This is a genomic window from Pseudomonas fluorescens (assembly GCF_003732425.1).
GTDB lineage: Bacteria > Pseudomonadota > Gammaproteobacteria > Pseudomonadales > Pseudomonadaceae > Aquipseudomonas > Aquipseudomonas fluorescens_BE.
The window spans coordinates 570,054-594,567 of sequence record NZ_MOBX01000013.1 but is presented as its reverse complement, the minus strand read 5'-3'; the positions used below and the strand labels follow the sequence as shown (position 1 = coordinate 594,567).

Genomic DNA, 24,514 nt, shown 5'->3' with positions numbered 1-24,514 from the left:
CTCATATATTCCAGCGCGGTGCGGTTGCAGCCAGACGCTGGCGCATCTCAGTGATGTTCGCCGCCAATTGCCGGGTTAGCAGACGATAGCCGTCCAGCGCGCTGTAGACCGGTGCATCAAGACTTGCGTCCGGTAACGCCAGCGAACGATCGAGTCGCTGTGCCGCACCGGATTTCAAGGCGCGGGCCATGCCGATCAATTGCACGCGGATCATGCGGTGTTCCGCCTTCAACGCTGATTGCAGATGCGCCATGGCTTGCGGATTGTTGGCATCGGGGCGGGTGTTGCCGAGGATTTCCAGAGTACTGATGCACATGCGCAGGTTGCGCTGGATCGCATCGAGTTCGGTCATGGAGATCTTGACTTCCTTGGACACCGACGGCATCAGCGACCGCAGTTGCACCATCACCGCGCTTAAACGGCTCATCAGCTTTAGATGCTCGTCGGCACTGACCGGCTGGCCGCTGATGATTCGGCTGTATACCGTAGCGCAGTCGCGCAAGGCATCGGCCAGGTTGTAGCGCCACGAGTACACCGCGTACAGCGGCAAGGCGAAGGAGAACGCCAGGGCCAAGGCAATACCGATGAGGATATCGACCCCGCGCCATAGCCCGTCAGTGATCGGGTTGTCGCCGTGGCCGGCGACGATGAAAACCGTGATTGCCGAGAGCAGGGCGGTGTAGCCGCCCTTGCCGATAGCGTGATAGGAGAAGAAGCCACAGACTACCGCCATCGCGAAGTAGGTCAGCCACGGCATGCCGAGCCACGCCTGCTGCGCGACCAGCAACAGACCGACACCGGCACCGATCAAGGTGCCAGTGGCGCGTTCGGCGGCTTTTTTGCCGATGTTGCCGTGGTGCTGCAAACCGCCGATGACCACCAGCATGGTCACCGACGCCCACTCGCCGTGGGGCAGGTTAATGCCGGTGGTCAGCAAAATCGTCGCCAGCAACCCCAATGCCACCCGCACCGCGTGGATCAATCGGGCGTGTCGGTAGCGCCGGTACGGGTCCAGCAGCGGACGCAGGATTCGGCGCAACAGCGGTGGCAGTCGGTGGGTGCTGAACGTACTCAGTGCAAGGCCCTCGTCAGAAGATGTAGTCGGTGGTCAGGAAGCTCGAGTCTCGCCCGCGAATGATCTCGCTGATCAGATCCTTGTTGCTGTCCTGGAATTTGGTTGCCACCAGCGTGCGGATCGAAAACACCCGCAATGCATCGTGTACCGACAGCGTGCCTTCGGCAGAGTTCTTGCGGCCGTTGAACGGATAAGTGTCCGGGCCGCGCTGACACTGGGCGTTGAGGTTGATCCGGCCGACCTGGTTGGCGAAGGTGTCGACCAATCGGCCGACGGCCACCGGGTTGGTGCCGAAGATGCTCAACTGCTGGCCGAAGTCCGACTCCAGCACGTAATCAATCACGGTATCGAGATGACGGTACGGCACGATCGGTACGACCGGGCCAAACTGTTCTTCCTGATAGACGCGCATCTGCGGATTTACCGGGTACAGCACCGCCGGGTAGAAGAATGACTCGCGGGATTCGCCGCCATTCGGGTTGACCACTTCCGCACCCTTGCTGCGCGCATCCGCCACCAGACCGTGCAGATAATCGACCTTGCCCGACTCCGGCAACGGCGTCAGCGACACGCCGCTGTCCCATGGCATGCCGGGTTTCAGCGTAGCCAGTTTGGTGTTGAATTTTTCGATGAAGCTGTCGACCACATCTTCGTGGACGAAGAGGATTTTCAGCGCGGTGCAGCGCTGACCGTTGAACGACAGCGAACCGGTGACCGCTTCGCTGACAGCATTGTCGAGATCGACTTCCGGCAAGACGATGCCCGGGTTTTTCGCATCCAGACCCAGCGCGGCACGCAAGCGGTGCGGTTTCGGGTGCAACTTCTTCAGGTCACTGGCGGCCTTGTTGGTGCCAATGAACGCAAAGATGTCGATCTTGCCGCTGGCCATCAGTGCGCTGACGGTCTCGCGACCGCTGCCGTAGATCACGTTGATCACGCCGGTGGGGAAGCTGTCACGGAATGCTTCGAGCAACGGACGGATGAGCAAAACGCCGAGCTTGGCCGGTTTGAACACCACGGTGTTGCCCATGATCAGCGCCGGAATCAGCGTGGTGAAGGTTTCGTTCAGCGGGTAGTTGTAAGGGCCCATGCACAGGGCGACGCCGAGTGGTACGCGGCGGATCTGGCCGAGGGTGTCCTGTTCCAGCTCGAAACGGCTGGAGCGGCGGTCGAGTTCCTTGAGCGCATTGATGGTGTCGACGATGTAGTCGCAGGTGCGGTCGAACTCTTTTTCCGAGTCCTTGAGGTTCTTGCCGATTTCCCACATCAGCAATTTCACCACCGCGTCGCGCTGCTGGCGCATGCGGCCGAGGAAGGCTTCGACGTGCTGGATGCGTTCGGCCACGCGCATGGTCGGCCACAGGCCCTGGCCACGGTCATAGGCGCGCACGGCGGCGTCGAGGGCGGTGAGGGCGGTCTCGGCATCGAGCAGCGGCGTGCTGCCGAGGATCACTTGCTCGTCGCCATTGTCACCTTTGAGATAGACCGGGCTGCGCACGGTGGCGAGCGGGCCGTCCCAGCGGCGCAACTGGCCGTCGACGAGGTATTCGCGTTGCTCGACCTGAGCGTCGAGGCGGTATTTTTCCGGGATGTCGCTGACAGAAGGGAACAGGTTGCCAAGGATGTTTGCTGTGGTCATGTCGCTACCCCGTGTTGATGTCCGTATGCAGATCAAAAAGCCTTCACAGGTTATACGCCTGAATGCGTCGGAATTTAAACCCGCAAATGTCACCCGAATGTCACGCAAAGGCGCAGAGCAGAGCGGGCATTCACACCGAAAACCCTGTCGGTGCTGCCGAAGGTTGCGATCTTTTGATCTTGATCTTGAAAAACAACATCAAAAGATCGCAGCCTTCGGCAGCTCCTACAGGGGAGGTCATGTCCCCGGATGCCCCCTCTCTGGCCTGCAATGCCCTCAACCTGCTGCAAACCCTGCCTTAAGGTGTGCTCACAACAATAAGCAATGCCACCCTTGAGGATCGTTATGCGGGCCATCCGACTCACTCTGCTGCTGGCGTTGGCCATTACGCTCTCTGGCTGCGGCGAAGACCCCAAACCCCCGGCCCCCACCCGCAACGCCATGCCCAAAGACCCGGCACTGGCGCAGATCTACGCCAACAGTTGTCAGCTCTGCCACGCCAACCCCGCCGCCAATGCGCCGCTCACCGGTGATCGCAAAGCCTGGGAACCGCGCATCCAGCAAGGCACCGACACGCTGCTCGACCACGCCATCAATGGCTACAACGGCATGCCGCCGATGGGCCAGTGCGTCGAGTGCAGCGAAGAACAATTCCTGCAATTGATCGGCTTCATGGCCGACCAGCCGCTTCCACAATAAGGTGCCCGGCATGACGATGGATCTGACACGGCGTCAGTTGTTGCAACGGGCAAGCATCGTTGGCGCGTTCAGTGCGTTGGCGAGTCATCCGGCATTGGGTCAACTGCTGCGCGCGCCACGGCTGATTCCCTGGCGCAACTGGTCGGGCGGGCAGAGTTGCCTGCCAGCGGCGCGCCTGGCGCCGAAGAATCTCGATGAACTGACAGCCGTCATCAAACAGGCACAAGGCAAGATTCGCCCGGTCGGCTCAGCGCATTCCTTCAGTGCATTGGTACCCACCGACGGCACGCTGTTGTCACTGAGCTATTTCAACGGTCTGCTCGACCATGACGCGAAAACCGTACAAGCTGAATTCGCCGCCGGCACACCCATGTCACGCATGGGCCAGCCGCTGAAGGACATCGGCCAGGCCCTGCAAAATATGGCCGACATCGATTACCAGACCCTCGCCGGGGCCATTGCTACCTCGACCCACGGCACTGGCAAAAACTTCCAGTCCTACTCAGCGCATGTCTGCGGCCTGCAACTGGTGACGGCCAATGGCGAGGTGCTCGACTGCGACAGCCAGCGCCATCCCGAAGTGTTCAACGCCGCCCGCGTGTCCCTCGGTGCACTCGGCGTGGCGACGAAAATCCGCCTGCAAAACCGCCCGGCCTATCGCTTGCGCGAACGCCAGTGGATCGCCAAGACCGAAGAGCTGCTCGAAGACCTCGACAAGAACACCCGCGAAAACCAGCACTGGGAAATGCTCGTCGTCACTCATTCCGACTACGCCTTGTCCATCGCCCTCAACGAAACCGATGACCCGGCCACGCCACCGATTCCACCCGAAGAGGAGGGCGGCAACGAGTTCGTCACCCTGATCGAGAAGATCGACAAATACGCCAGCGACTTCCCTGACTTGCGCCGCACGCTGCTCAACAGCCTGCGCCATCTGGCGAGTTTCGATGACCGCGTGGGCGACTCGTTCGACATCTACGCCAACGTGCGCACGGTGCGCTTCAACGAGATGGAATACTCGGTGCCTGCCGAACACGGCCCGGCCTGTTTGCGCGAGATTCTCAAGCTGATTAGGGACAAGGACCTGCGCACCTGGTTTCCCATCGAGTACCGCTACGTCAAGGCTGACGACATTCCGCTGAGCATGTTCGAGGGCCGCGACAGCTGTTCGATCTCGGTGCACCAGCATTATCAGATGGATCATCACAACTTTTTTGCCGCGGTCGAGCCGATTTTCTGGAAATACAACGGCCGGCCGCACTGGGGCAAGTTGCACACGTTGAATGCGCGAACCCTGCAACCGCTGTATCCGCGCTGGCGCGAGTTTGTCGATGTGCGCCAGGCGCTTGATCCGAGTGGGCGCTTTCTCAATGCGCATCTGTCGTCGATTTTGGGGGTGAGCTGATGGCCGTCAATCGACGTCATTTTCTGCTCGGCACGCTCGGTGCCGGGGCTTTGCTGGTGGGAGTGGGGGCATGGCTGCGGCCGGGCGATCGCGGCGCGCCGTACAGTGATTATTTCCGCGCGCTGAACAACGAGTTGAAGGGTAAAGGCCCGATGCGGCCGGTGCTGCTGATCGATCTGGATCGGCTCGATCACAACATCGACGTGGTGATGCAGTCGGTGCAGCGCGGCGGCAAGCAACTGCGGCTGGTGGAAAAATCACTACCGTCGCCAGGTTTGTTGAGTTACATCGCGCAACGTGCCGGGACGCAGAAGCTGATGTCGTTTCATCAGCCGTTTCTCAATCACGATGCCCAGGTGTTTCCGCAGTCCGACATTCTGCTGGGCAAGCCATTGCCGGTGCGCTCGGCCGAGCTGTTTTATCAATCCCACAAAGGTCCGTTCGATCCCGCAAAGCAGCTGCAATGGTTGCTCGACGGGCCGCAGCGTTTGCAGCAATACCTTGCACTGGCTAAGGGTTTGGGCACACGGATGCGCATCAACATCGAGCTGGACGTCGGCCTGCATCGCGGCGGTGTCAGTGATGTGAATGTGCTGGGGCAGATGCTTACGCTGATCAGCGCTAATCCGCAGCATCTGGAGTTCGCCGGATTCATGGGCTACGACCCGTTCGTGGGCATGGGCGTGCCGGGAATACTCGGTTCGCCCGAAGAGCTGTTCGCCAAGGTCATGGTGATTTATCAGCGTTGCGTTGATTTCACCCGGCAGCAGTTTCCGGGGTTGTGGCACGACGGTTTGTGCCTCAATACCGCTGGCAGTCCGAGTTACCGCATTCACGAAAACGAAAAGCTCAGCACCGAGGTTTCGGTGGGCACGGCGATGCTCAAACCGACGCACTATGATTTGCCTTCGCTGAGCGAGCATGTGCCTGCGGCCTACATCGCCACGCCTGTTTTGAAAAGCACGGGAGCTGTGAATATTCCGGCGCTGGATGACAAGTCGAAGCTGTTCTCTTGGTGGGATCAGAATCAGCGCCAGACCTATTTCATCTATGGCGGTAACTGGATGGCCGAGTTCGAATCGCCTACCGGTCTGCAAAGCAACAGTGTTTACGGTCGCAGTTCCAACCAGGAAATGGTCAACGGTTCCAGCGCCGTCGGCTTGACCATAGAAGACCAAGTCTTCCTGCGCCCGACCCAGACCGAAGCCGTACTCCTGCAATTCGGCGATCTGCTGGCCGTGCGCAACGGCAAAATCGTCGACACCTGGCCGGTCTATACCTGACTTCCAACCACCAACAATCCCCCTGTGGGAGCGAGCCTGCTCGCGAATGCGTCCTGTCAGTCACCTTCTAATTGACTGGCACACCGAATTCGCGAGCAGGCTCGCTCCCACAGGGTTTTGTGTTGCCTGTTTAATCCCGATCAATTCTGTAATGAAGCTTTTATGACAAAAGTTCGGTAGCACATCGCCAGTCCGGTCATGCCTATGTAACGCGCTTGAGGGGCCCAACGGGGCGCTTTTCACAAGCCGAGGCGGGACGCCGGGAGTGAGGCAATGGGGACTATGGAACGCTACTCGAAAGTGGGCATGCAGGAACTCGATCAACGCCTGTCGAAGATCGTCGAAGCCGCGCGCAAGAAGCCGGTTTCGGTGTATCGCTACGGCGCGCCGTGGGTCTGGATCGTCTCGCAGGATGACTGGCAGGGCGCCTTGAAAGAGGTCTCCAGCTACATTCCGCCGGGCCATTCACTGGTATTGCTGCGCCCGCAAATCGACGACTTGCTCGACGCCCACCGCGAGCTCCTGCACGACCTCAATACCGAGCCGGGCATGCTGATTCCCGCGCAAACGGTGATGCACATCCTGCTCCTGCAACTGCTGTATTCGGTGCCCAGCGAGCAGCAGCTCTACGAACAGCTCAATTACAACCTGCTGTTCCGCTGGTTCGTTGGCCTGGGCCTGAACCAGAAAGTCTGGAGCTTCAACGCCCTCAGTCGCGACATCGCCACGTTGCTCAACGAGCCGCGCGCGGTGCTGCTCATTCAAAAAATCATCGGCGAAGTGTTCTGCGGCGCGTTGCTGCAAATGCCCGAGTTCTCCTTGAACTTCGCGCTTTTGCACACGTGGCTGGGCAAACACGCCTGCGCCTCGACAGCCAGCAATTGACGCCATACACGCGGCGTTCAAAACGCCAACAGGTCATCGCGAATTCAGGGGGTAGTGTGGAACCGATTTTCAAGTCACGGCTGGCGCTGTGGGGCTGGCTGCTGGTGACGGCGGGCGCGCAGCCGGCATTGGCCGAAGAGGCTGCCGAAAGCGCGGCGGCGCAGCGCCTGGTCGACGTCAACGAATACTTCGTGCGCGGCAACACCGTGCTCGATGCGCGGGCGATCGAAGAAGCGGTGTACCCGTTTCTCGGCCCGCAAAAAGCCCTCAGCGACATCGAAGGTGCGCGCGACGCGTTGCAAAAAGCCTATCAGGAGCGCGGCTATCAATCGGTGTTCGTCGAGCTGCCGGAGCAAGCCGTGGCCGACGGCATCGTTTATCTGCAAGTCAGCGAAACCAAGGTCGGTCGTGTGCGTGTGGTCGGCGCCAAACACTATTCGCCGCTGGACATCCGCGACAACGTGCCGGCGCTCCAGGAAGGCGAAGTACCGGATTTCGCCAAGGTTCAGGGCGAACTCGCGCAGCTCAATAAAACCCCGGGCCGGCAAGTGATGCCGCTGGTGCGCGAAGGTCAGCGCCCCGGCACCATGGACGTCGATTTGCAGGTCGAAGACCAGAACCCGTGGACCGCCAGCGTCGGCCTCAACAACGACTACAGCGCCGACACCGAAAAGCTGCGCACCGTCACCAGCCTCGGTTACAACAACCTCTGGCAACTCGGCCATAGCATCAACCTGACTTACTTCACCGCGCCACAGGACACCGACAACGCCAAGGTCTGGTCGGGTTCCTACACAGCGCCGCTGACCGAGCGCTGGAGCGTGCAGTTCTCCGGTTACCAGTCCGACAGCAACGTCGCCACCATTGGCGGCAGTAACGTGCTCGGCAAGGGCCACAGCTACGGCGTCTCGGCGATTTACACGCTGCCGTCGAGCGGCAACTGGTCGAACTCACTGTCGGCCGGCATCGACTTCAAGGACTTCGACGAACGCCTGACCCTGTCCGGCGAGAGCGACAAAGTCCCTTTGCAATACGCGCCATTCACCTTTGCCTACAACGGTTATCGCTACAGCGAGAAGAGCCAGCTCGGCCTTGGCCTGAGCCTGGTCGCCGCCACTCGCAGCATTTTCGGCTACGGCAGTTCCGACGAAGACTTCGACTACAAACGCTACCGCGCCAAACCGAGTTTTGCCGTGCTCAAGGGCGATACGAATTACACCTGGACCTTCGACAGCAACTGGCAAAGCGCAAGCAAAGCCGCGTTCCAATTGGCGTCCGGGCCACTGGTTTCCAACGAGCAATTCTCCGCTGGCGGCGCGACCTCGGTACGAGGCTATCTGGCCGCCGAACGCACCGGTGACGACGGCTTGCTGCTCAGCCAGGAACTGCGCACGCCATCGCTGGCCAAGTACGCCGGCACGTGGATGCAGGACTGGCGTTTCTACGCCTTCGCCGAAGGCGCGCAACTGTATCTGCGCGATGAACTGCCGGACCAGGACGCCAATTACGCCCTGGCCAGCGTCGGCCTCGGCACCCGCGCCAGCCTGAGCAAATGGCTGTCCGGCAGCCTCGACTGGGGCTATCCGCTACTCGAAGGGCCGAACACCTCGAAACAGGAATCGCGCCTGCACTTCAACCTTCAAGCCACTTTCTGACAAGGAGCACGTTCATGCAGCGCCTCTTCCTTTCGTTGTTGATCTGCCTGGGCTTCGTGCTCCCGGCCACGGCTCAGGCCTGGTGGCAGGACGACTGGCATTACCGCAAACAGATCGCCGTCGACACCACGCCACAAGGCGCGGCGATTAATCAGACCCTCGGCCGCACCGCGCTGTTGGTGCGCCTGCACACCGGCAATTTCACCTTCGATGGGGTGAAAGAAGACGGCGCGGATTTGCGTTTCGTCGCGGCCGATGACAAGACCGTGCTCAACCACCAGATCGAAAGTTTTGATGCGTTGATGGGCATGGCGCTGATCTGGGTCGATGTGCCGAATGTCGAGGGCGGTCAGCGCCAGGACATCTGGATGTATTACGGCAATCAGAAGGCCCCGGCGACCGGCAACGGCCAACTGACGTTTGATCCGAATTACACCGCGCTCTATCACTTCGACGGCGCCACCGGCACTCCGGCCAAAGACACCACCGCGTACGGCAACACCGCGCAGAGCGCCACTGGTGCGGCGATTGACGGCGTGGTCGGGCGCGCCTTGCAGTTCAGCGGCCAGCCGTTGTTGCTGCCGGCCAGCCCCTCGTTGCAACACAACGCTGGCAGCGCGTTCACCTTCAGTGCCTGGTTGCGTCTGGATCAGGCCAGTGGTGAACAATTGATTCTCGCCCGTCGCGAAGGCGCCAGCAGCTTGCTGATCGGTGCCAACCAAGGCGTGCCGTTTGTGGAGATCGATGGCCAACGTGCCGTTGCCACACAAGCGCTGAATCCCGGCCAATGGCAGCACGTTGCGCTGACCGCTGAGGGTTCCAAAGTCACCCTGTACATCAATGGCCGCGAAGGCGCGAGCCTTGCTCAGGCGATGCCAGCGTTCAACTCGATCATGGCGATCGGCGCTGACGTGCACGAAGGTCCTTTTCAGCCGTTCGTGGGCGCTATCGATGAATTGCGCCTGTCGAAAGTCGCCCGTCCTGCGCCGCTGTTGCTGGCCGACGCTACCTCGCAGGGCGCCGAGTCGAAACTGGTCGCTTACGGCGTCGATGAAGAGCAATCCGGTTTCGGTTTCGGCAGCCTTGGCTTCCTGCTCAACGCCGTGCCGATCGACGCCTGGGTGATCATCGCCGTGCTGGTGCTGATGATGTTCCAGTCGTGGATCATCATGCTGCGCAAGAACCGCAGCCTCAGCCGCGTGACGGCCGCCAACGAAGACTTCCGCGTGCAGTTCGCCAAAGTCGGCACACGTCTGGAGATGTTCGCCGACGACGCGCAACTCGCCCAACGCTTGCAGCATTCGTCGCTGTGGCGCCTGTACCTGGTGGCGGTGAAAGAAATCCGCACCCGCCGCGAGCAGGGCGCCGATACCTCGTCGGTGTCAGCGGCGACCATCGAAGCCATCCGCTGCTCCATGGACGGCGTGCGCACCCGCGAAAACCAGCAATTGAGTTCGAAACTCTCGACCCTGTCCAACGCCATCGCCGGCGGCCCGTACATCGGCCTGCTCGGCACGGTGCTGGGGATCATGGTGGTGTTCCTCGGCACGGCGATGGCCGGCGACGTCAATATCAACGCCATCGCTCCCGGTATGGCCGCCGCGTTGCTGGCCACGGCGATGGGCCTGTTCGTCGCGATCCCGGCGTTGTTTGGCTACAACCGCCTGATCACCCGCAACAAGGAAGTCAGCGCCGACATGCGCGTGTTCGTCGATGAGTTCATCACCCGTCTGGCGGAGATGCACGGCGAGAGCCAGTTCAGTGAGGCGGCGCATCAGCGCGGCCATCACGCCAACCACTCCGTACCGGCCTGAGGAACACTGCCATGGCGTCTGTAAATGCCTCCCATGACGATGATGACGATGCCGCGGTGGACAGCATCAACATCACCCCGCTGGTCGACGTGCTGATGGTCGTGCTGGTGATGTTCATCCTCACCGCCACCGCGCAGGTTTCCGGGATCCAGATCAACCTGCCCAAGGCCAGCGCATCCGTCTCGCTGTCCGAGGCCAAGACCAAGGCGATCTCGGTCAACGACGGCGGTCAGGTGTTCCTCGATGCCTACCCGGTGACCCTGGCTGAGCTGGAAGAACGCCTGCGCATCGAGAAAGCGCAGAGCCCGGATTTCCCGGTGATCGTGCGCGGCGATGCGACGGTGCAGTACCAGAAAGTCATTGAAGTGCTGGATCTGTTGCGCCGGCTCGAACTGTCCCAGGTCGGTCTCGTCACCGGCAAACCGAGTCAGGGCTGAGTCATGACCGCACAACTCCCGATCGAGCCGCTGCCGTTGAAGAGGCCGGCGCTGCGTTACGCGAAGTGGGGCGCCGGATTGCTGATCGGCGCGCTCGCCGCGTGGCTCCTCTGGCAATGGGCCAACGACATGAGCGGCATCCGCCGCGAAGCGCCGAAGGTGCCGACGATCATTCCGTTGCCACCACCGCCACCACCGCCACCGGAAAAACCGCCGGAGCCGGAAACCCCGGTGGAAGAAAAAGTCGTCGAGCCTGAGCCAACGCCGGAACCGGAAGAGGTCAAGCCCGAAGAGGAAGCGCCGCCATCGCCGGCGGACGATCTGGCCAACCCGATGCAAATGGACGGTGATGCGCAGTCTGGCAACGACGCCTTCAACATCGGCGCGGGCAAGGGCGGTGGCATGGCCGGCGCCGGTGGCGGGCGTCTGGGCACGGGGACGTACAGCCAGTTTCTGGCGTTCACCTTCCAGCGCTTGCTGCGCGAGAACCCCGAGCTGCGCAACCTCGCGTTCTCTTTGCAGGCCGATGTCTGGCTGAGCAGCGTCGGCGAGATCACTCGCGTCGAGCTGATCAAGTCCAGTGGCAACCCCGAGATTGATACGCAAGTGCTGGCCGCGTTGCGCGGTGCGCCGGCGCTGAGCGAACGGCCACCGGCCTCCATCACCTTGCCTGTGCGCCTGTCCCTGCAAGGGCGGCGTCCAGGTTAATCCCCACTTTTAAAGCTTTGCCAAAAGGAGTTGTGTGCAGATGATTTCCAATGTGAATCGATTGTCCCTGGCGGTCGGCATGGTCATTGCGACCCTGGTCGGTCAGGCCGTGGCAGCGCCTGCGCCCTCGGAAAACGCCACGATCAATCTGATCCGCTTGCTGGTTGAGCAGGGCATTCTGAAACAGGACAAGGCTGATGCGCTGATCGCTCAGGCGCAGAACGAAGCGGCCCAGGCCAAACAGGCCGCCGCGTCTACCGCAGTCGCGGCCGGGCCGGTCGCGGCGCCGGGCGATGTCCGCGTGCAATACGTGCCGGCAGCGGTGCGCGACCAGATCCGCGATCAGGTCAAAGCCGAAGTCATGGCCACCGCCAAACAGGAAAACTGGGCCGCGCCCAACAGTTTCCCGGAATGGGCTGCGCGCATCAGTTTCGACGGCGACATTCGCCTGCGCGACGAATCGCGCTACTACTCGGACAGCAACAGCAACGAGATCGTCGACTTCGCCAAGCTCAACAACAACGGCCCGTACGACGTTAACCCGAACAGCAGCACCAACCTGCCGCCGCTGCTCAACACCCGCGAGGATCGCACCAATCAGTTCCGCATTCGTGCGCGACTGGGCATGAAAGCGGAGATCTCGCCGCAATGGACCGCCGGCATCCGCATCGGCACCGGCTCGGACAACAACCCGGTGTCGACCACGCAAAGCCTCGGTGGCGGTTTCGCCAAAAAGGACATCTGGCTCGATCAGGGCTACCTGAACTGGAAGCCTACGGATGAGCTGACCCTGACCGGCGGGCGCTTCGCCAACCCGTTCATGTCCACCGACATGCTTTATTCCAACGATTTGAATTTCGACGGCGTGGCAGCGATTTTCGACCACAAGCTCAATCGCGATTGGGGCGTGTTCGGCACCGTCGGCGCGTTCCCGGTGGATTACACCAACGACACCGCCAGCAGCAACGGCTTCGACAAGGAAGAGAGCGACAACAAGTGGCTGTACGGCGCGCAGATCGGCGCCAAGTGGGCGATCAACAGCAACAACCGCTTGAAAGGTGCGCTGGCGTACTACCGCTTCGACGACATTCAGGGCCAGCGCTCCAGCCCTTGCGAACCGTGGGCCGGCGCGCCGGGTTGCGACAGCGACGGCAGCCGCGCGGCGTTCATGCAGAAGGGCAACAGCGTGTTCCTGCTGCGCGACATCACGCCGAACCCGCTCAACCCGACCACCACGCCGCAGCCGCAGTTTGTTGGCCTTGCTTCTGAATTCAATCTGCTTGATCTGAACGTGGTCTGGGATGCCGACCTGCCAGAAGATTTCAAACTGCGCAGCCAGGGCAACTACATCCACAACCTCTCGTATGACGAAGGCGATATGCGCAAGCGTTCGGCCGGGCAGATCGTCAACAACCTCGACAGCAACGGCGACATCGAAAGCGGCGCCAATGCGTGGATGGTGCAGTTCACCCTCGGCAGCGCTCTTGACCTGAAAAAGCAGGGCGACTGGAACATGTTCGCCGGCTACAAGTACATCCAGCCCGACGCCTTGCCGGACGGTTTCAACGACTCGTCGTTCCACCTCGGCGGCACCAACGCCAAGGGTTATTTCATCGGCGGCAACTACGGTCTGGCGAAGAACGTTTACGCCACCGGTCGCTGGATGAGCACCGAAGCGGTGTACGGCGCACCGTTCGACATCGACGTCTTGCAGCTTGAGATCAACACGCGCTTCTAAGGCGCCGGGAGAGGGTTATGAAAACGCGATTTGTGTTGCTCGGGCTCGGGCTGTTGATCGCCACCGGGGCGAATGCCGAAGGCATGGAAGAACGCCTGCGCACGCAATTGCGCAGCACCACGCAACAGTTGCAGGCTCTGCAAAGTCAGCAGGCCCAGGCCAGCGCCGCGCAACTGGCGGCGCAGAACGAGGTCAAGGCTGCGCAGGCGCAAATCAAGCAATTGACCGCCGAACTGGCCAAGACCAAAGGCCTCGCTGAGCAACTGGCCGGGCAGCAGCAGAGTCTGCACAGCCAGGCGCAGGCGCAAGTGGCGGCCAGCGCTGAGCAGACCGGCAAGTTCAAAAAGGCTTACGACGAGTTGCTGGTCATGGCCCGTGCCAAAGAAGCAGAACGGTCTAAGCTTCAGGCGCAATTGGCTGAACGTGACACACAAGTGCAGCAATGTTCAGTCAAGAATCAGCAGATGTATGGCGTCGCCAAGCAGATCCTCAGCGCCTACGAAAACATCGACGTGGCCGAGGTGATGAAGATCCGCCAGCCCTTCGCGGGCAGCGCCCGGGTCAAGTTCGAAGAACTGGCCCAGGGGTTTGGCGACGACCTCTACAAGACCCAATTCGACGCGCCGCAAGCCGCGCTCGCACACTGATTTAAAAGACTGATAAACAAGGAAGAAACAATGACTCAATTGATCAGCCACGTATCGCCACAATCCCTGACCGACGTGCTGCAAGCTGCCGGTTATCGCGTCAACCAGACCGAACAGAACGGAATCGTTCAGTTGCTCAGCGCCAGCCAGGGCATCGGCTACGCCGTGCGTTTCGGCAATCCGGCGGTGGAGCAGGGCAGCTACGTCGATTTCACTTTCAGCTGCGCGCTGCGGGTGCAGGGTGAGTTGCCGCAGGGTGTGGCCGAGCAGTGGAATGCCACTCGCCGTTTTGCGCGCTTGTCGTTGCAGGGCGAGTTTCTGGTGATGGAAATGGACGTGGTCGTGGCGGCGGGCGTGAGCAACGATCATCTGCGCGGCAACCTGGAATTGTGGGATCGCCTGCTGCAGGAATTCATCGTCTACCTGCGTGATTTCACCCAGAACGGTTCCGCCGCGCAGACCGCTAAAGTCGCCGTCGCCGAGCAAGAGGAAGTCGCGCTGTGAAAAAGCCAGCCATGGTGATCAGCGCTGCGGCAGTGGCGCTGTTGGTGGTGGCCGTGGCGCTGGTGGTGCGGCCGGGCAGTGACCCGGTCGCCGCCCAGCAATCGTCGTCAGTGACGGCGGCTGCTACGGGGCCGGCGGTGGCGCGGTTGGGTAATCAGCAGGTTTCGCCTGAAGAGTTACAGGCGTTGCTGGCGACAGTCCCACCGGAAACCCGCGAGCAATTGCGTGGTAATCGTGAGGCGCTGGAACGCTGGATTCGCACGCGTCTGGCCGAGAAAGCGGTGTTGGAGCAGGCCGATGCGCAGGGCTGGGCGCAGCGTCCGGAGGTTGCGCGGCAGACTCGTGCGGCGACTGAGCAGATTGTCTTCCGTGATTACTTGCGTTCGGTCAGCCAGGTGCCGGCGGACTACCCGAGTGCGGCTGAGTTGCAGCAGGCCTATGACGCGGGCAAGGCGAACTGGCAGACACCGGCGTTGTACCGGGTCAGCCAGATTTTCCTAGGGGTGAATGATCCGCAGAGTCTTGACGCGGTGCGCAAGCAGGCCACTGAGCTGAGCAAGAAAGCGCAGGCGACGCCGGCAGAGTTTGCAGCACTGGCGACTCAATATTCGCAGGATCGTGTCACCGCTGAACGTGGCGGCGATACCGGTCTGCAACCGTTGCAGCAACTCGTACCGGAGGTGCGTGGCGCCGTGGCGCGGCTCAAGGTTGGCGCGGTTTCCGAGCCTGTTCAGAGCGCCGCCGGGTTCCACGTGATCAAACTCACCGAACAACAACCGGCGCGCGCCGCAACCCTTGATGAGTTGCGCGATCAACTGACCCAGGCCTTGCGTGCGCAGCGGCAGGAGCAGATTGCCCAGGCCTATCTGGACGGCATGCTCAACACCGCGACGCTGAGCATTGACGGTGCTGAACTCAATAAAGTCCTGGAGGAAAAACACTGATTTCACCTCCACCACCAACCCTGTGGGAGCGAGCCTGCTCGCGAAAGCGTCTGCACATCCAAAACTTGTGGTGACTGACGCACCGCTTTCGCGAGCAGGCTCGCTCCCACAGGGGTATTCATGGATATTCATAAATACAAAGATCGACAGGGAGTCATCGATGTCATTCACCGAACCCGCAGGACGACAGGGCAACCCCGATTACCACTGGCCACACGACCACGGCGAACCGTGGCTCGCACACGCCGCCACCATCGATAGCGAAATCGCGCAATACTTCCTCGTCAGCGCCCGCTGCGGTTGTTTCATGCAAGCTGCGCGCAGCCTCAACGTGCGCTCGACTTTGCTGCGCAAACAACTGGCCCAGCTCGAACAAGAACTGCAACACACCCTGTTCAGCTTTCAGGGCAGCGCCCTGAGCCTCACCCGCGAAGGCCAGCAACTGCAGGCCAAACTGATAGCGCTGGCCAACGAACGCAAACTGCCGGTGATCGAACAACCGCTGATTCGCCTCGCCGTTGCCGAATCCATCCTCCACGACATTCTCGGCCGCGACCTCATCGCCCTGCTGCGGCGCAACGCCAGTGTGCGCCTGGAAATCATCGCGCTGGACAGCGAACTATCCCTGCGCGCGGTCAGCGCCGACATCGTGCTCTGGCTCGCCCATGGCGAAACCCCACACCCCGGCCCGACCTTCGCCACCAGTGAACCGCAAGCGCTGGCGCGCCTCGACTACCTGCCACACATCGCCAAACGCTACTCCCGCGTTACCGCGCGTCCGGACACACCCGACGACCTCGCCGATTTCATGCTGGTGCAATGGCAGCACGACCGCCAGATCGACAGCTTCCGGCCGTGGAATGAGTTGGTCGAACAACGCCTGGCCGGCGTGGTGCAGATGCAGTCTTATGAGTTGATGCTGGAGATGATTCGCTGCAGCGCGTGCATCGGTTTGCTGCCGGCGTACATGAGCCGCTTCGACCGTGGCCTGATCGCACTGCCGGGGCTGTTCGCGGAACCCATGCAATTGCAGGCATGGTTGGCGGTCAACGCCGAGTCGCAGAATGTGGCCGAGGTGCAGACCCTCACCGACCTCATCCACCACACCTTCAACGAACGCCAGGAATGGTTCGAATGATTGCACGCGGACTTCTTGTGTAGGAGCTGCCGAAGGCTGCGATCTTTTGTTCTTTGTTTAAAAAGAAGATCAAAAGATCGCAGCCTTCGACAGCTCCTACGGATTGTATGAGTTGAAGTAAGCGGTTTAGAGTGATCAGCCACTCATCGATCCAGGAAGGATCCGCCATGCCCGATCACAACCCCGCTATTCACCTCGAACGCTTCAACGAATCGCACATTGAGGGCATCACTGCGCTTTACAACGATCCAGCCGTGGCGCGTCAGGTGCTGCAGATGCCGTTTCAGTCCGTTGAGGTCTGGCGCCAGCGCCTGCTGGCGGACAACGAACGGGCGGTGAAGCTGGTTGCGCTGCATCAGGGTGTGGTGATCGGCAATCTGGGGCTGGAGGCTCATTCACGGATGCGCCGGGCGCATGCCGGCAGTTTCGGCATGGGCGTTGCGGTGGCGTGGCAGGGCAAAGGCGTGGGTTCCATGCTGTTGTCGGCGGCGCTGGAGGTGGCCGACAACTGGATGAACCTGCACCGCGTCGAACTCACCGTGTATGCCGACAACGAAGCGGCCATCGGTCTCTATCGCAAGTTCGGTTTCGAGACCGAAGGCCTGTTTCGCGACTACGCCGTGCGCGACGGGCAATGGGTCGACACCTTGAGCATGGCCCGTCTGCGCAGTCGTTCGAAAACCTGAGTCAGTCGCCCAGCGCGAACGCCACCGCCGACTGCGCATGCAGCTCGGTGGTGTCGAGCAAGGGCAGGGCGCTGTGTTCGGGTTTGACCAGCAGACCGATTTCCGTGCAGCCGAGGATGATTGCCTGCGCGCCGCGTGCGGTGAGGGATTCGATCACCCGCTGATAGATTCGCCGCGACTGCTCGCTGATCACGCCGACGCAGAGTTCGTCGTAGATGATCCGGTGTACGTCCTTGCGTTCGGCTTCGTCCGGCACCAACACGGTCAAACCCTTGGCAATCAGCCGTTGTTTGAGAAAGTCCTGTTCCATGGTGAAGGCGGTGCCGAGCAACCCGACCGTGTGCGCATCAATGTCCAGAGCCGCTTGCGCGGCCGGTTCGGCAATGTGCAGAAACGGAATACTGATCGCTGCCTGAATCTGCTCGGCGACCTTGTGCATGGTGTTGGTACACAGCACCACGCATTCGGCGCCTCCCGCCTCGAGCCGACGCGCGGCATCCACCAGAATCGCCGCCGCATCGTCCCAGCGCCCAGCGTGCTGGGCTTGTTCGACTGGGCCGAAGTCCACGCTGTGCATCAGCAACTGTGCCGAACGCAACGGGCCGAGGCGATCACGGACTTGCTGATTGATGAGCCGATAGTATTCGGCGCTGGATTCCCAGCTCATGCCGCCGATCAGGCCGATGGTGCGCATTGGATGTCCTCGGGCAAATGAAAGTGTCGAGCGTTCAGGTCTGCCCTGAGTTTCCTTTTGTTCAGCGTCCGATGCCAGCCACAAGTGACTGTACTGCTGATCCTTCACGCAAGTGTGATGGTGCTTCATCGGGCTTGCTGCAGCTTAATCGTACGCAGCGGCTGGTATCTGCCACTATCGAGTATTGCAGGTCCTTTCCGAGGAACACCGCTATGGACGACGTACAACAACTGGGCGAGATGCTTCGTCATTACGCCGAGAGCGAAGCGCACAAGAAGCAATTGTTCGAAACGCAATCGGCGACGTGGGCTGCACGGATTACCGCACTGTTCGATGATATTCAGCAATGGCTGGAACCGGTGCAGGCGCCGAATCTGCTGGAGGTGAGTCGCGAGGCCTATGTTGCGTTCGGGCCGAGTACACCGGTGGAAACCTCGACCTTCAAGACGGAGAAGCTGAGCATTGTGATTGCCGGTAAACCGGTGGAGTTCGTGCCGGACGTGATGGGCAGCGCAGGACAGATCTCGCTTGCGGTGATGGGGCTGACGGCGGCGCGTTATGGCAGCATTTCGCTGGTCGGATTGCCGGACGGCACGTGGCAGTGGCGCAAGACCAATGGTTTGAAGGATCCGGATACGTTTGCCTTTGACGCCAATTTCCTCGCCCAACAGTTGCAGAGCCTGATTCCTCGCGAGCGTAGTTAAGATCAAGAGCTTACCCCCTCACCCCAACCCTCTCCCCCAAGGGGGCGAGGGGAAAAGGGGGCAGACCGAGTGCTGTTCAAAACCTGAGTTCGACTCGATATTTCAGGTCGGTGTAACCCGAACAAACCACTCGGTCAGTTCCCTCTCCTGTGGGAGAGGGCTAGGGTGAGGGCAGCCCGACTGACACACCTCACATATCAAGATTCACCCACCCCGGCTTCGCCACCTCGGGCGCCACCGCTTTCACAGTCTTGCCAGTGGCCAACTCCACCCGCCGCGCCACCTCCGGATCATCGGCAAACGGCACCATACTCGCTTCGTCCAGACTGTCCGCCGTCTCCCGTCGCAAGCAGTACTCCACCGCCAGCCACAGAAACACCACGCCCAGCACATCAAAGAAAATCTCCATCACGAGCGGCTCCCTGCCTCAGGCGATCTGCGCTTCGCTGCGCGCCAGTGCCACGTCGGCCACACGCACCGTGCGCCACACGTTGTAAGCCATCAGCAACATCCCGGTGAGGAAGAACACCCCGCCGGCAAAGCGCACGATGACCCCCGGATGGCTGGCCTGCAGCGCTTCGACGAACGAATAGGTCAGCGTGCCGTCCTCGTTGATCGCCCGCCACATCAGGCCCTGGGTGATGCCGTTGACCCACATCGAAGCGATGTAGAGCACCGTGCCGATGGTCGCCAGCCAGAAGTGCAGATTGATCAGCGGCGTGCTGTACATCTGCTCGCGACCAAACACTTTCGGCACCATGTGGTAGGTCGCGCCGAAGGTGATCATCGCCACCCAGCCCAACGCGCCGGCGTGGACGTGGCCGATGGTCCAGTCGGTGTAGTGGGAGAGGGCGTTGACGGTTTTGATCGCCATCATCGGCCCTTCAAACGTCGACATGCCGTAGAACGCCAGCGACAGCACGAGGAAGCGCAGGATCGGGTCGGTGCGCAACTTATGCCAGGCCCCGGACAAGGTCATCATGCCGTTGATCATCCCGCCCCAGCTCGGCGCCAGCAGGATCAACGACATGGCCATGCCCAGCGACTGCGCCCAGTCCGGCAGCGCGGTGTAGTGCAAATGGTGCGGGCCGGCCCAGATGTACAGGGTGATCAGTGCCCAGAAATGCACGATCGACAAGCGATACGAATACACCGGCCGATTGACCTGTTTCGGCACAAAGTAATACATCATCCCGAGGAACCCGGTGGTCAGGAAGAAACCCACCGCGTTGTGCCCGTACCACCATTGCACCATCGCATCGGTGGCGCCGGAATACACCGGATACGACTTGAACCAGTCCACCGGAATCGACAGGTGATTGACCACGTGCAACATGGCGATCACCAGAATGAACGCGCCGAAAAACCAGTTGCCGACGTAGATATGCCTGGTCTTGCGCTGCACCACGGTGGTGAAAAACACCACGGCATACGCCACCCAGACCACGGCCATCCACACCGCGCCGGAGAACTCGATCTCGGCGTATTCCTTGGTGGTGGTGTAGCCCAGCGGCAAGGTCACCAGCATGATCACGATTACCGATTGCCAACCCCAAAAAGTGAAGGCGGCGAGCTTGTCCGAGTACAGCCGCACCTGGCAGGTACGCTGCACCGCGTAATAACTGGCGGCGAATTGCGCGCTGCCGGCGAAACCGAAAATCACCAGGCTGGTGTGTAGCGGGCGCAAGCGGCCGAAGGTGGTCCACGGCAGGTCCAGATTCATTTCCGGCCATACCAGTTGCGAGGCGATCAATACGCCCATCGCCATGCCCACCACACCCCAGAAAATCGTCGCAATGACGAATTGGCGGACGACCTTGTAGTTGTAAGCCTGTCCGATTGTTGCTGTGCTCATGGTCAGTTCATCCACGGTTGCAAAGTCTTGCCAGGCCACCCGGTCTGGCATGAGCTGCACTGTAGAAACCCCGTCAGAAACAAAACAGGCTCAGGAATCTTTGATTTGTGCGGATCAGATTGAAGGTCTGACTGCGGCGTTCTGCCGCGCCCTGATACGGTTTTTATGACTTCAGGTGAATCTGTTGCGTGCTGCGCTGCACCTTCATAGTGCTGTTACGAAAACTGTGGGAGCGAGCCTGCTCGCGAATGCGGCGTGTCAGGCAACTGCATTGTTGGCTGACACGCCGCATTCGCGAGCAGGCTCGCTCCCACAGGAATAACTGATGAGGTGGCAGTGCATGTATCAATACGATGATTACGACCGGGCGCTGGTGTTCGAGCGTGTTGCGCAATTTCGCGATCAGGTCGAGCGCTTCATGGCCGGGGAGTTGAGCGAAGAAGAGTTCCTGCCGCTGCGTCTGCAAAACGGCCTGTACCTGCAAAAGCACGCCTACATGCTGCGCGTGGCGATTCCCTACGGCACGCTCAGCGCCGAACAAATGCGCACGTTGGCGAGCATCGCCAGCGACTACGATCGCGGTTACGGTCACTTCACCACGCGGCAGAACCTGCAGTTCAACTGGATTGAACTCGCCGAAGTGCCGGACATTCTCGAACGTCTGGCACAGGTCAACATGCATGCGATCCAGACCTCCGGCAACTGCGTGCGCAACATCACCACCGAGGCCTTCGCCGGGGTCGCGGCGGACGAGTTGATCGACCCGCGCCCGCTGGCCGAGATCCTGCGGCAGTGGTCGACGATCAACCCGGAATTCCTCTTTCTGCCACGTAAATTCAAGATCGCCATCTGCTCGGCGAAGCAGGACCGCGCGGCAATCATGATGCACGACATCGGCTTGTACCTTTACCCCGGCCGCGACGGGCAGATGCTCCTGCGAGTCATCGTCGGCGGTGGCCTGGGGCGCACGCCGATTCTCGGTTTGCAGATTCGCGAGGGCTTACCGTGGCAGCATTTGCTGTCCTACGTCGAAGCCGTATTGCGCGTGTATAACCGCCACGGCCGGCGCGACAACAAGTACAAGGCGCGGATCAAGATTCTGGTCAAGGCGCTGGGCATCGAGGCGTTTGCCAAGGAAGTCGAAGAAGAATGGCAACACCTCAAGGACGGCCCGGCGCAGTTGACCGAGGCCGAATACCAACGGGTCGCCAGCGCCTTCGTGCCCCCGGTTTATCACGCGCTGGCCGACACCGATCTGGACTTCGGCACGCGCCTGGCCGAGAGCCCGGCGTTCGCCCGTTGGGTCACGCGCAATGTGCAGCCGCACAAAGTGCCGGGCTACACCAGCGTGGTGCTGTCGACCAAACCGGGCATGGCGTCGCCGCCGGGGGACGTCACCGCTGTGCAGATGCTCGCAGTTGCTGACTGGTCGCAGCGTTTCGGTTTTGGCGAGATTCGTATTGCCCACGAGCAGAACATCGTCCTGCCTGACGTACCGAAAACCGACCTTTACGCGCTGTGGCAACTGGCGTGCAAACATGACTTGGGCAGCGCCAATGTCGGCCTGCTGACCGATATCATTGCCTGCCCCGGTGGCGATTTCTGTGCGTTGGCCAACGCCAAATCGATTCCGGTCGCGCAGGCAATTCAGGCGCGTTTCGATAACCTCGATTACCTGCACGATCTGGGCGATATCAGCTTGAATATCTCCGGCTGCATGAACGCCTGCGGCCATCACCACATCGGCAATATCGGCATCCTCGGCGTCGATAAAAACGGCAGCGAGTGGTATCAGATCACCCTTGGCGGCGCCCAAGGCAAAAACAGCGCACTGGGCAAAGTCATCGGCCCGTCGTTCAGCGCCGCCGAAGTACCGCAGGTGATCGAGCGGATCATCGGCACGTTTGTGCGCTACCGCGAGCACGAAGAATTGTTTGTCGACACCGTCGCGCGGATTGGCCTGGAGCCGTTCAAGGAACGGGTTTATCCGAAGACGCTGGAGGTGTCGGCATGAACAATCTGTTGCGACTGGAGCAGGGTGTGGCGCGGATCGCGACAGTCGATCCGTGGACGCTGGTGCGCGATCCGTCAATGCCGTGGCCCGACGGCTTGCTGATGCTGCCACTGACGCATTGGCTGGAATCACCGTCGACCCACGCTGTATGGCTCGGCCCGGACGATGAGGTGGAAAGCCTGGTGCCGTGGCTAGGCTCGTTGCCGCTGATTGCGCTGGACTTCCCGAGTTTTCGTGATGGCCGCGCTTACAGTCAGGCGTATCTGCTGCGCAGCCGTTTTGGTTGGGCAGGGGAGTTGCGCGCGATTGGCGATGTGCTGCGTGATCAACTCAGCCATATGCGCCAGTGCGGTTTCGACAGTTTTGCCGTGCGTGAGGACAAATCGGCTGAGGATGCACTCAAGGGACTCGCCGGCATGAGCGTGCTGTATGGCCGCTCAGTCATCGAACCGCGCCCGTTGTTCCGCAGACGCTAAAAGCTAGCCGGGCTTTTGTGGCGAGGGAGCTTGCTGCCGCTGGAGTGCGCAGCACTCCCAAACAGGATCAACACCCATCACCTGACGGATCGCAGTATCCGGTTTTGGGGCGGCTTCGCCACCCAGCGGGAGCAAGCTCCCTCACCACGATGTTTGGTGTTGCCGGTACCGGGGAAACCCCTAGAAACCTGATGAAACGGGCATTTTCCCTTGGGTCGATGGTGGCCTTTTGGTAGAGTCGCCGTCGCCAGCGGGTTTTCGGCTGGACGATGGAACCGAAGAAGGGAGTCTGATCAGTGAGTCCGGGCAAAAAAATCCTCGGCCTCACAGCGGTGCTTTTGATGCTGACGCTGTGGGCCAGTTACTTTTACGTATTCAAGGAAAATCGCGCCGGCCAGCTCGGCGGTGTCGGCGAAAGCACCGCGTGGTGCGGCACGCCACCATCCACGGAAGCGGCGTTGCTGGGCAAGGACCAACTGACCTTGCGCGTCACCAACAACCTGCGCGGCGAGTTCATGCTCAGCGGTTCACTGGTGGTTTCGGAACGAACCTTCAACCGCTATGACCTGGGCCGCAATGAACTGCGCCTGCGTCTGGAGCCGTTGCAGTGGTCCTACGGCGTTACGCCGATCTTCCTTGAGCAGGTCAAGGTGCAGCCGCTGAGCCGCAACCTGTCCACCACCAACAAAAGCGCCTACGCCGAACTTGAATCGCGCCCGATCGGCGTGCAGGGTCAAGTCACCGAATTCCCTTTCGACACCTATCGCTACGGCTATAAACCGGTGCTCTATTACCTCAAGGGCAGCGAGCGCATCGACCTGCGCTTCAAGAACATCACCACGCTGATGGAGATGTCCAACACCTTCACGCCGATCCAGAAGTACAACCGCGTCGACTACATCAACGAGCAAACCTCGATGATTCGCGACGAGGATTACAAGGCGTACGGGCCGCACGAATGTGCCTTCAGCGTCGAGCGCAAAGGCTCGTTCAAGGTGGTGGTGTTGTTGCTGCTGTTGGTGCTGTGCCTGCCGTTGCTGCTGGTGTTCTACCGTAATGAGCCGGGGATCGATTTCCTTGCCACGCTGTTGGGCGCTGCGATCGTGCGAGTGCTGCTGATCGGGCCAGTGCAGGACTTCCAGCTGTACAACATCGACTTCCTGTTGGGGGCGGCGATTTTGCTGGTGGGCACGGTGTCGCTGATCAAGGCGATGCACATCAACAGCCGCCGCGAGATGGCGTTGCGCAGTGGTGAGACGTCGTCCTGGTAAAACCAAGAGCCCAAGAGCAGTGGTAACCCTGTGGGAGCGAGCCTGCTCGCGAAAGCGCTGCGTCAGCTGACTACGATGTCACCGACAGATTGCATTCGCGAGCAGGCTCGCTCCCACAGGTGATCGGTGATTATTCCCCGCATCGAAGATGCAGCTTTTTCGGATGCTCGGCGTCTGCCAAATGACGGTGGTGATCTGCCGCCCAGCCTTGCGTGAATATTGTGCTTTGCAATCGCAATTACT

At 60.8% G+C, this 24,514-nt stretch carries 23 protein-coding genes; 18 read left to right on the top strand and 5 right to left on the bottom strand.

Annotated features, from left to right (window positions below; all coding sequences use genetic code 11):
- Nucleotide 1: 1 nt before the first annotated feature.
- Together BK670_RS13055 and BK670_RS13050 are read right to left on the bottom strand one after the other, a co-directional pair.
- The gene (locus BK670_RS13055; protein WP_185036787.1) at nt 2–1,042 is read right to left on the bottom strand and encodes an FUSC family protein; all 1,041 of its coding nucleotides are present in this window, start codon (nt 1,040–1,042) and stop codon (nt 2–4) included.
- Between the two features lie 46 nt (nt 1,043–1,088).
- Complete coding sequence (locus tag BK670_RS13050) at nt 1,089–2,714, bottom strand: NADP-dependent glyceraldehyde-3-phosphate dehydrogenase (RefSeq protein ID WP_123450119.1); 1,626 nt, start codon at nt 2,712–2,714, stop codon at nt 1,089–1,091.
- A 345-nt stretch (nt 2,715–3,059) separates the two neighbouring features.
- On the opposite strand from BK670_RS13050, the gene BK670_RS13040 reads away from it, so the two are divergent.
- The 14 genes from BK670_RS13040 (at nt 3,060) to BK670_RS12975 (ending at nt 17,257) form a co-directional block, all read left to right on the top strand.
- Entirely contained in the window at nt 3,060–3,413 is a 354-nt protein-coding gene (locus BK670_RS13040) for a c-type cytochrome (RefSeq protein WP_123450118.1), read from the top strand.
- A gap of 76 nt (nt 3,414–3,489) precedes the next feature.
- Entirely contained in the window at nt 3,490–4,818 is a 1,329-nt protein-coding gene (locus BK670_RS13035) for a D-arabinono-1,4-lactone oxidase (RefSeq protein WP_185036786.1), read from the top strand.
- Between the two features lie 74 nt (nt 4,819–4,892).
- Nucleotides 4,893–6,101 carry a DSD1 family PLP-dependent enzyme gene (locus BK670_RS13030; protein WP_185036785.1) on the top strand — a complete coding sequence of 403 codons (1,209 nt, stop codon included), beginning with the start codon at nt 4,893–4,895 and terminating at the stop codon, nt 6,099–6,101.
- Nucleotides 6,102–6,374: 273 nt separating this feature from the next.
- The gene (locus BK670_RS30235; protein ID WP_123450115.1) at nt 6,375–6,986 is read left to right on the top strand and encodes a transposase; all 612 of its coding nucleotides are present in this window, start codon (nt 6,375–6,377) and stop codon (nt 6,984–6,986) included.
- A 56-nt stretch (nt 6,987–7,042) separates the two neighbouring features.
- Nucleotides 7,043–8,641 carry a ShlB/FhaC/HecB family hemolysin secretion/activation protein gene (locus tag BK670_RS13020; protein ID WP_123450114.1) on the top strand — a complete coding sequence of 533 codons (1,599 nt, stop codon included), beginning with the start codon at nt 7,043–7,045 and terminating at the stop codon, nt 8,639–8,641.
- A gap of 14 nt (nt 8,642–8,655) precedes the next feature.
- Nucleotides 8,656–10,455: a DUF2341 domain-containing protein gene (locus BK670_RS13015; protein ID WP_123450113.1), complete on the top strand. Its 1,800-nt coding sequence runs from the start codon at nt 8,656–8,658 to the stop codon at nt 10,453–10,455.
- A gap of 11 nt (nt 10,456–10,466) precedes the next feature.
- Nucleotides 10,467–10,892, top strand: coding sequence for an ExbD/TolR family protein (locus BK670_RS13010; protein WP_003201710.1), 426 nt, complete (start codon nt 10,467–10,469; stop codon nt 10,890–10,892).
- A 3-nt stretch (nt 10,893–10,895) separates the two neighbouring features.
- Nucleotides 10,896–11,600 carry an energy transducer TonB family protein gene (locus BK670_RS13005; protein WP_123450112.1) on the top strand — a complete coding sequence of 235 codons (705 nt, stop codon included), beginning with the start codon at nt 10,896–10,898 and terminating at the stop codon, nt 11,598–11,600.
- A 40-nt stretch (nt 11,601–11,640) separates the two neighbouring features.
- Nucleotides 11,641–13,338, top strand: coding sequence for a putative porin (locus BK670_RS13000; RefSeq protein ID WP_123450111.1), 1,698 nt, complete (start codon nt 11,641–11,643; stop codon nt 13,336–13,338).
- Between the two features lie 17 nt (nt 13,339–13,355).
- Nucleotides 13,356–13,985, top strand: coding sequence for a DNA repair protein (locus BK670_RS12995; RefSeq protein WP_123450110.1), 630 nt, complete (start codon nt 13,356–13,358; stop codon nt 13,983–13,985).
- Between the two features lie 30 nt (nt 13,986–14,015).
- The gene (locus BK670_RS12990; protein ID WP_123450109.1) at nt 14,016–14,489 is read left to right on the top strand and encodes a YbjN domain-containing protein; all 474 of its coding nucleotides are present in this window, start codon (nt 14,016–14,018) and stop codon (nt 14,487–14,489) included.
- Nucleotides 14,486–15,433: a peptidylprolyl isomerase gene (locus tag BK670_RS12985; RefSeq protein ID WP_123450108.1), complete on the top strand. Its 948-nt coding sequence runs from the start codon at nt 14,486–14,488 to the stop codon at nt 15,431–15,433. The genes BK670_RS12990 and BK670_RS12985 overlap by 4 nt, the downstream gene beginning before the upstream one ends.
- 160 nt (nt 15,434–15,593) lie before the next feature.
- Nucleotides 15,594–16,571: a LysR family transcriptional regulator gene (locus BK670_RS12980; RefSeq protein WP_123450107.1), complete on the top strand. Its 978-nt coding sequence runs from the start codon at nt 15,594–15,596 to the stop codon at nt 16,569–16,571.
- Between the two features lie 167 nt (nt 16,572–16,738).
- Nucleotides 16,739–17,257 carry a GNAT family N-acetyltransferase gene (locus BK670_RS12975; protein ID WP_123450106.1) on the top strand — a complete coding sequence of 173 codons (519 nt, stop codon included), beginning with the start codon at nt 16,739–16,741 and terminating at the stop codon, nt 17,255–17,257.
- Nucleotide 17,258: 1 nt separating this feature from the next.
- On the opposite strand, the gene BK670_RS12970 is transcribed toward BK670_RS12975, so the two are convergent.
- Nucleotides 17,259–17,951, bottom strand: coding sequence for an aspartate/glutamate racemase family protein (locus tag BK670_RS12970; protein WP_123450105.1), 693 nt, complete (start codon nt 17,949–17,951; stop codon nt 17,259–17,261).
- Between the two features lie 212 nt (nt 17,952–18,163).
- Here BK670_RS12970 and BK670_RS12965 point away from each other — a divergent pair, with 212 nt between their 5' ends.
- Nucleotides 18,164–18,655, top strand: a complete 492-nt coding sequence (locus BK670_RS12965) for a hypothetical protein (protein WP_123450104.1) — start codon at nt 18,164–18,166, stop codon at nt 18,653–18,655.
- A gap of 190 nt (nt 18,656–18,845) precedes the next feature.
- Here BK670_RS12965 and BK670_RS12960 read toward each other — a convergent pair whose 3' ends face one another.
- Together BK670_RS12960 and ccoN are read right to left on the bottom strand one after the other, a co-directional pair.
- Complete coding sequence (locus BK670_RS12960; protein ID WP_016983187.1) at nt 18,846–19,064, bottom strand: hypothetical protein; 219 nt, start codon at nt 19,062–19,064, stop codon at nt 18,846–18,848.
- A gap of 18 nt (nt 19,065–19,082) precedes the next feature.
- On the bottom strand, nt 19,083–20,510 hold the full coding sequence (gene ccoN / locus BK670_RS12955; RefSeq protein WP_123451373.1) for a cytochrome-c oxidase, cbb3-type subunit I: 1,428 nt from the start codon (nt 20,508–20,510) through the stop codon (nt 19,083–19,085).
- Nucleotides 20,511–20,850: 340 nt separating this feature from the next.
- Between ccoN and BK670_RS12945 the strand changes: the two genes are divergently transcribed.
- From BK670_RS12945 to BK670_RS12935, 3 genes are all read left to right on the top strand, one after another.
- Nucleotides 20,851–22,524, top strand: coding sequence for a nitrite/sulfite reductase (locus BK670_RS12945; protein ID WP_123450103.1), 1,674 nt, complete (start codon nt 20,851–20,853; stop codon nt 22,522–22,524).
- The gene (locus BK670_RS12940; protein ID WP_123450102.1) at nt 22,521–23,000 is read left to right on the top strand and encodes a DUF934 domain-containing protein; all 480 of its coding nucleotides are present in this window, start codon (nt 22,521–22,523) and stop codon (nt 22,998–23,000) included. Before BK670_RS12945 ends, BK670_RS12940 begins: the two co-directional genes overlap by 4 nt.
- Before the next feature lie 296 nt (nt 23,001–23,296).
- Nucleotides 23,297–24,271: a hypothetical protein gene (locus BK670_RS12935; protein ID WP_123450101.1), complete on the top strand. Its 975-nt coding sequence runs from the start codon at nt 23,297–23,299 to the stop codon at nt 24,269–24,271.
- The last annotated feature ends 243 nt before the right edge of the window (nt 24,272–24,514 follow it).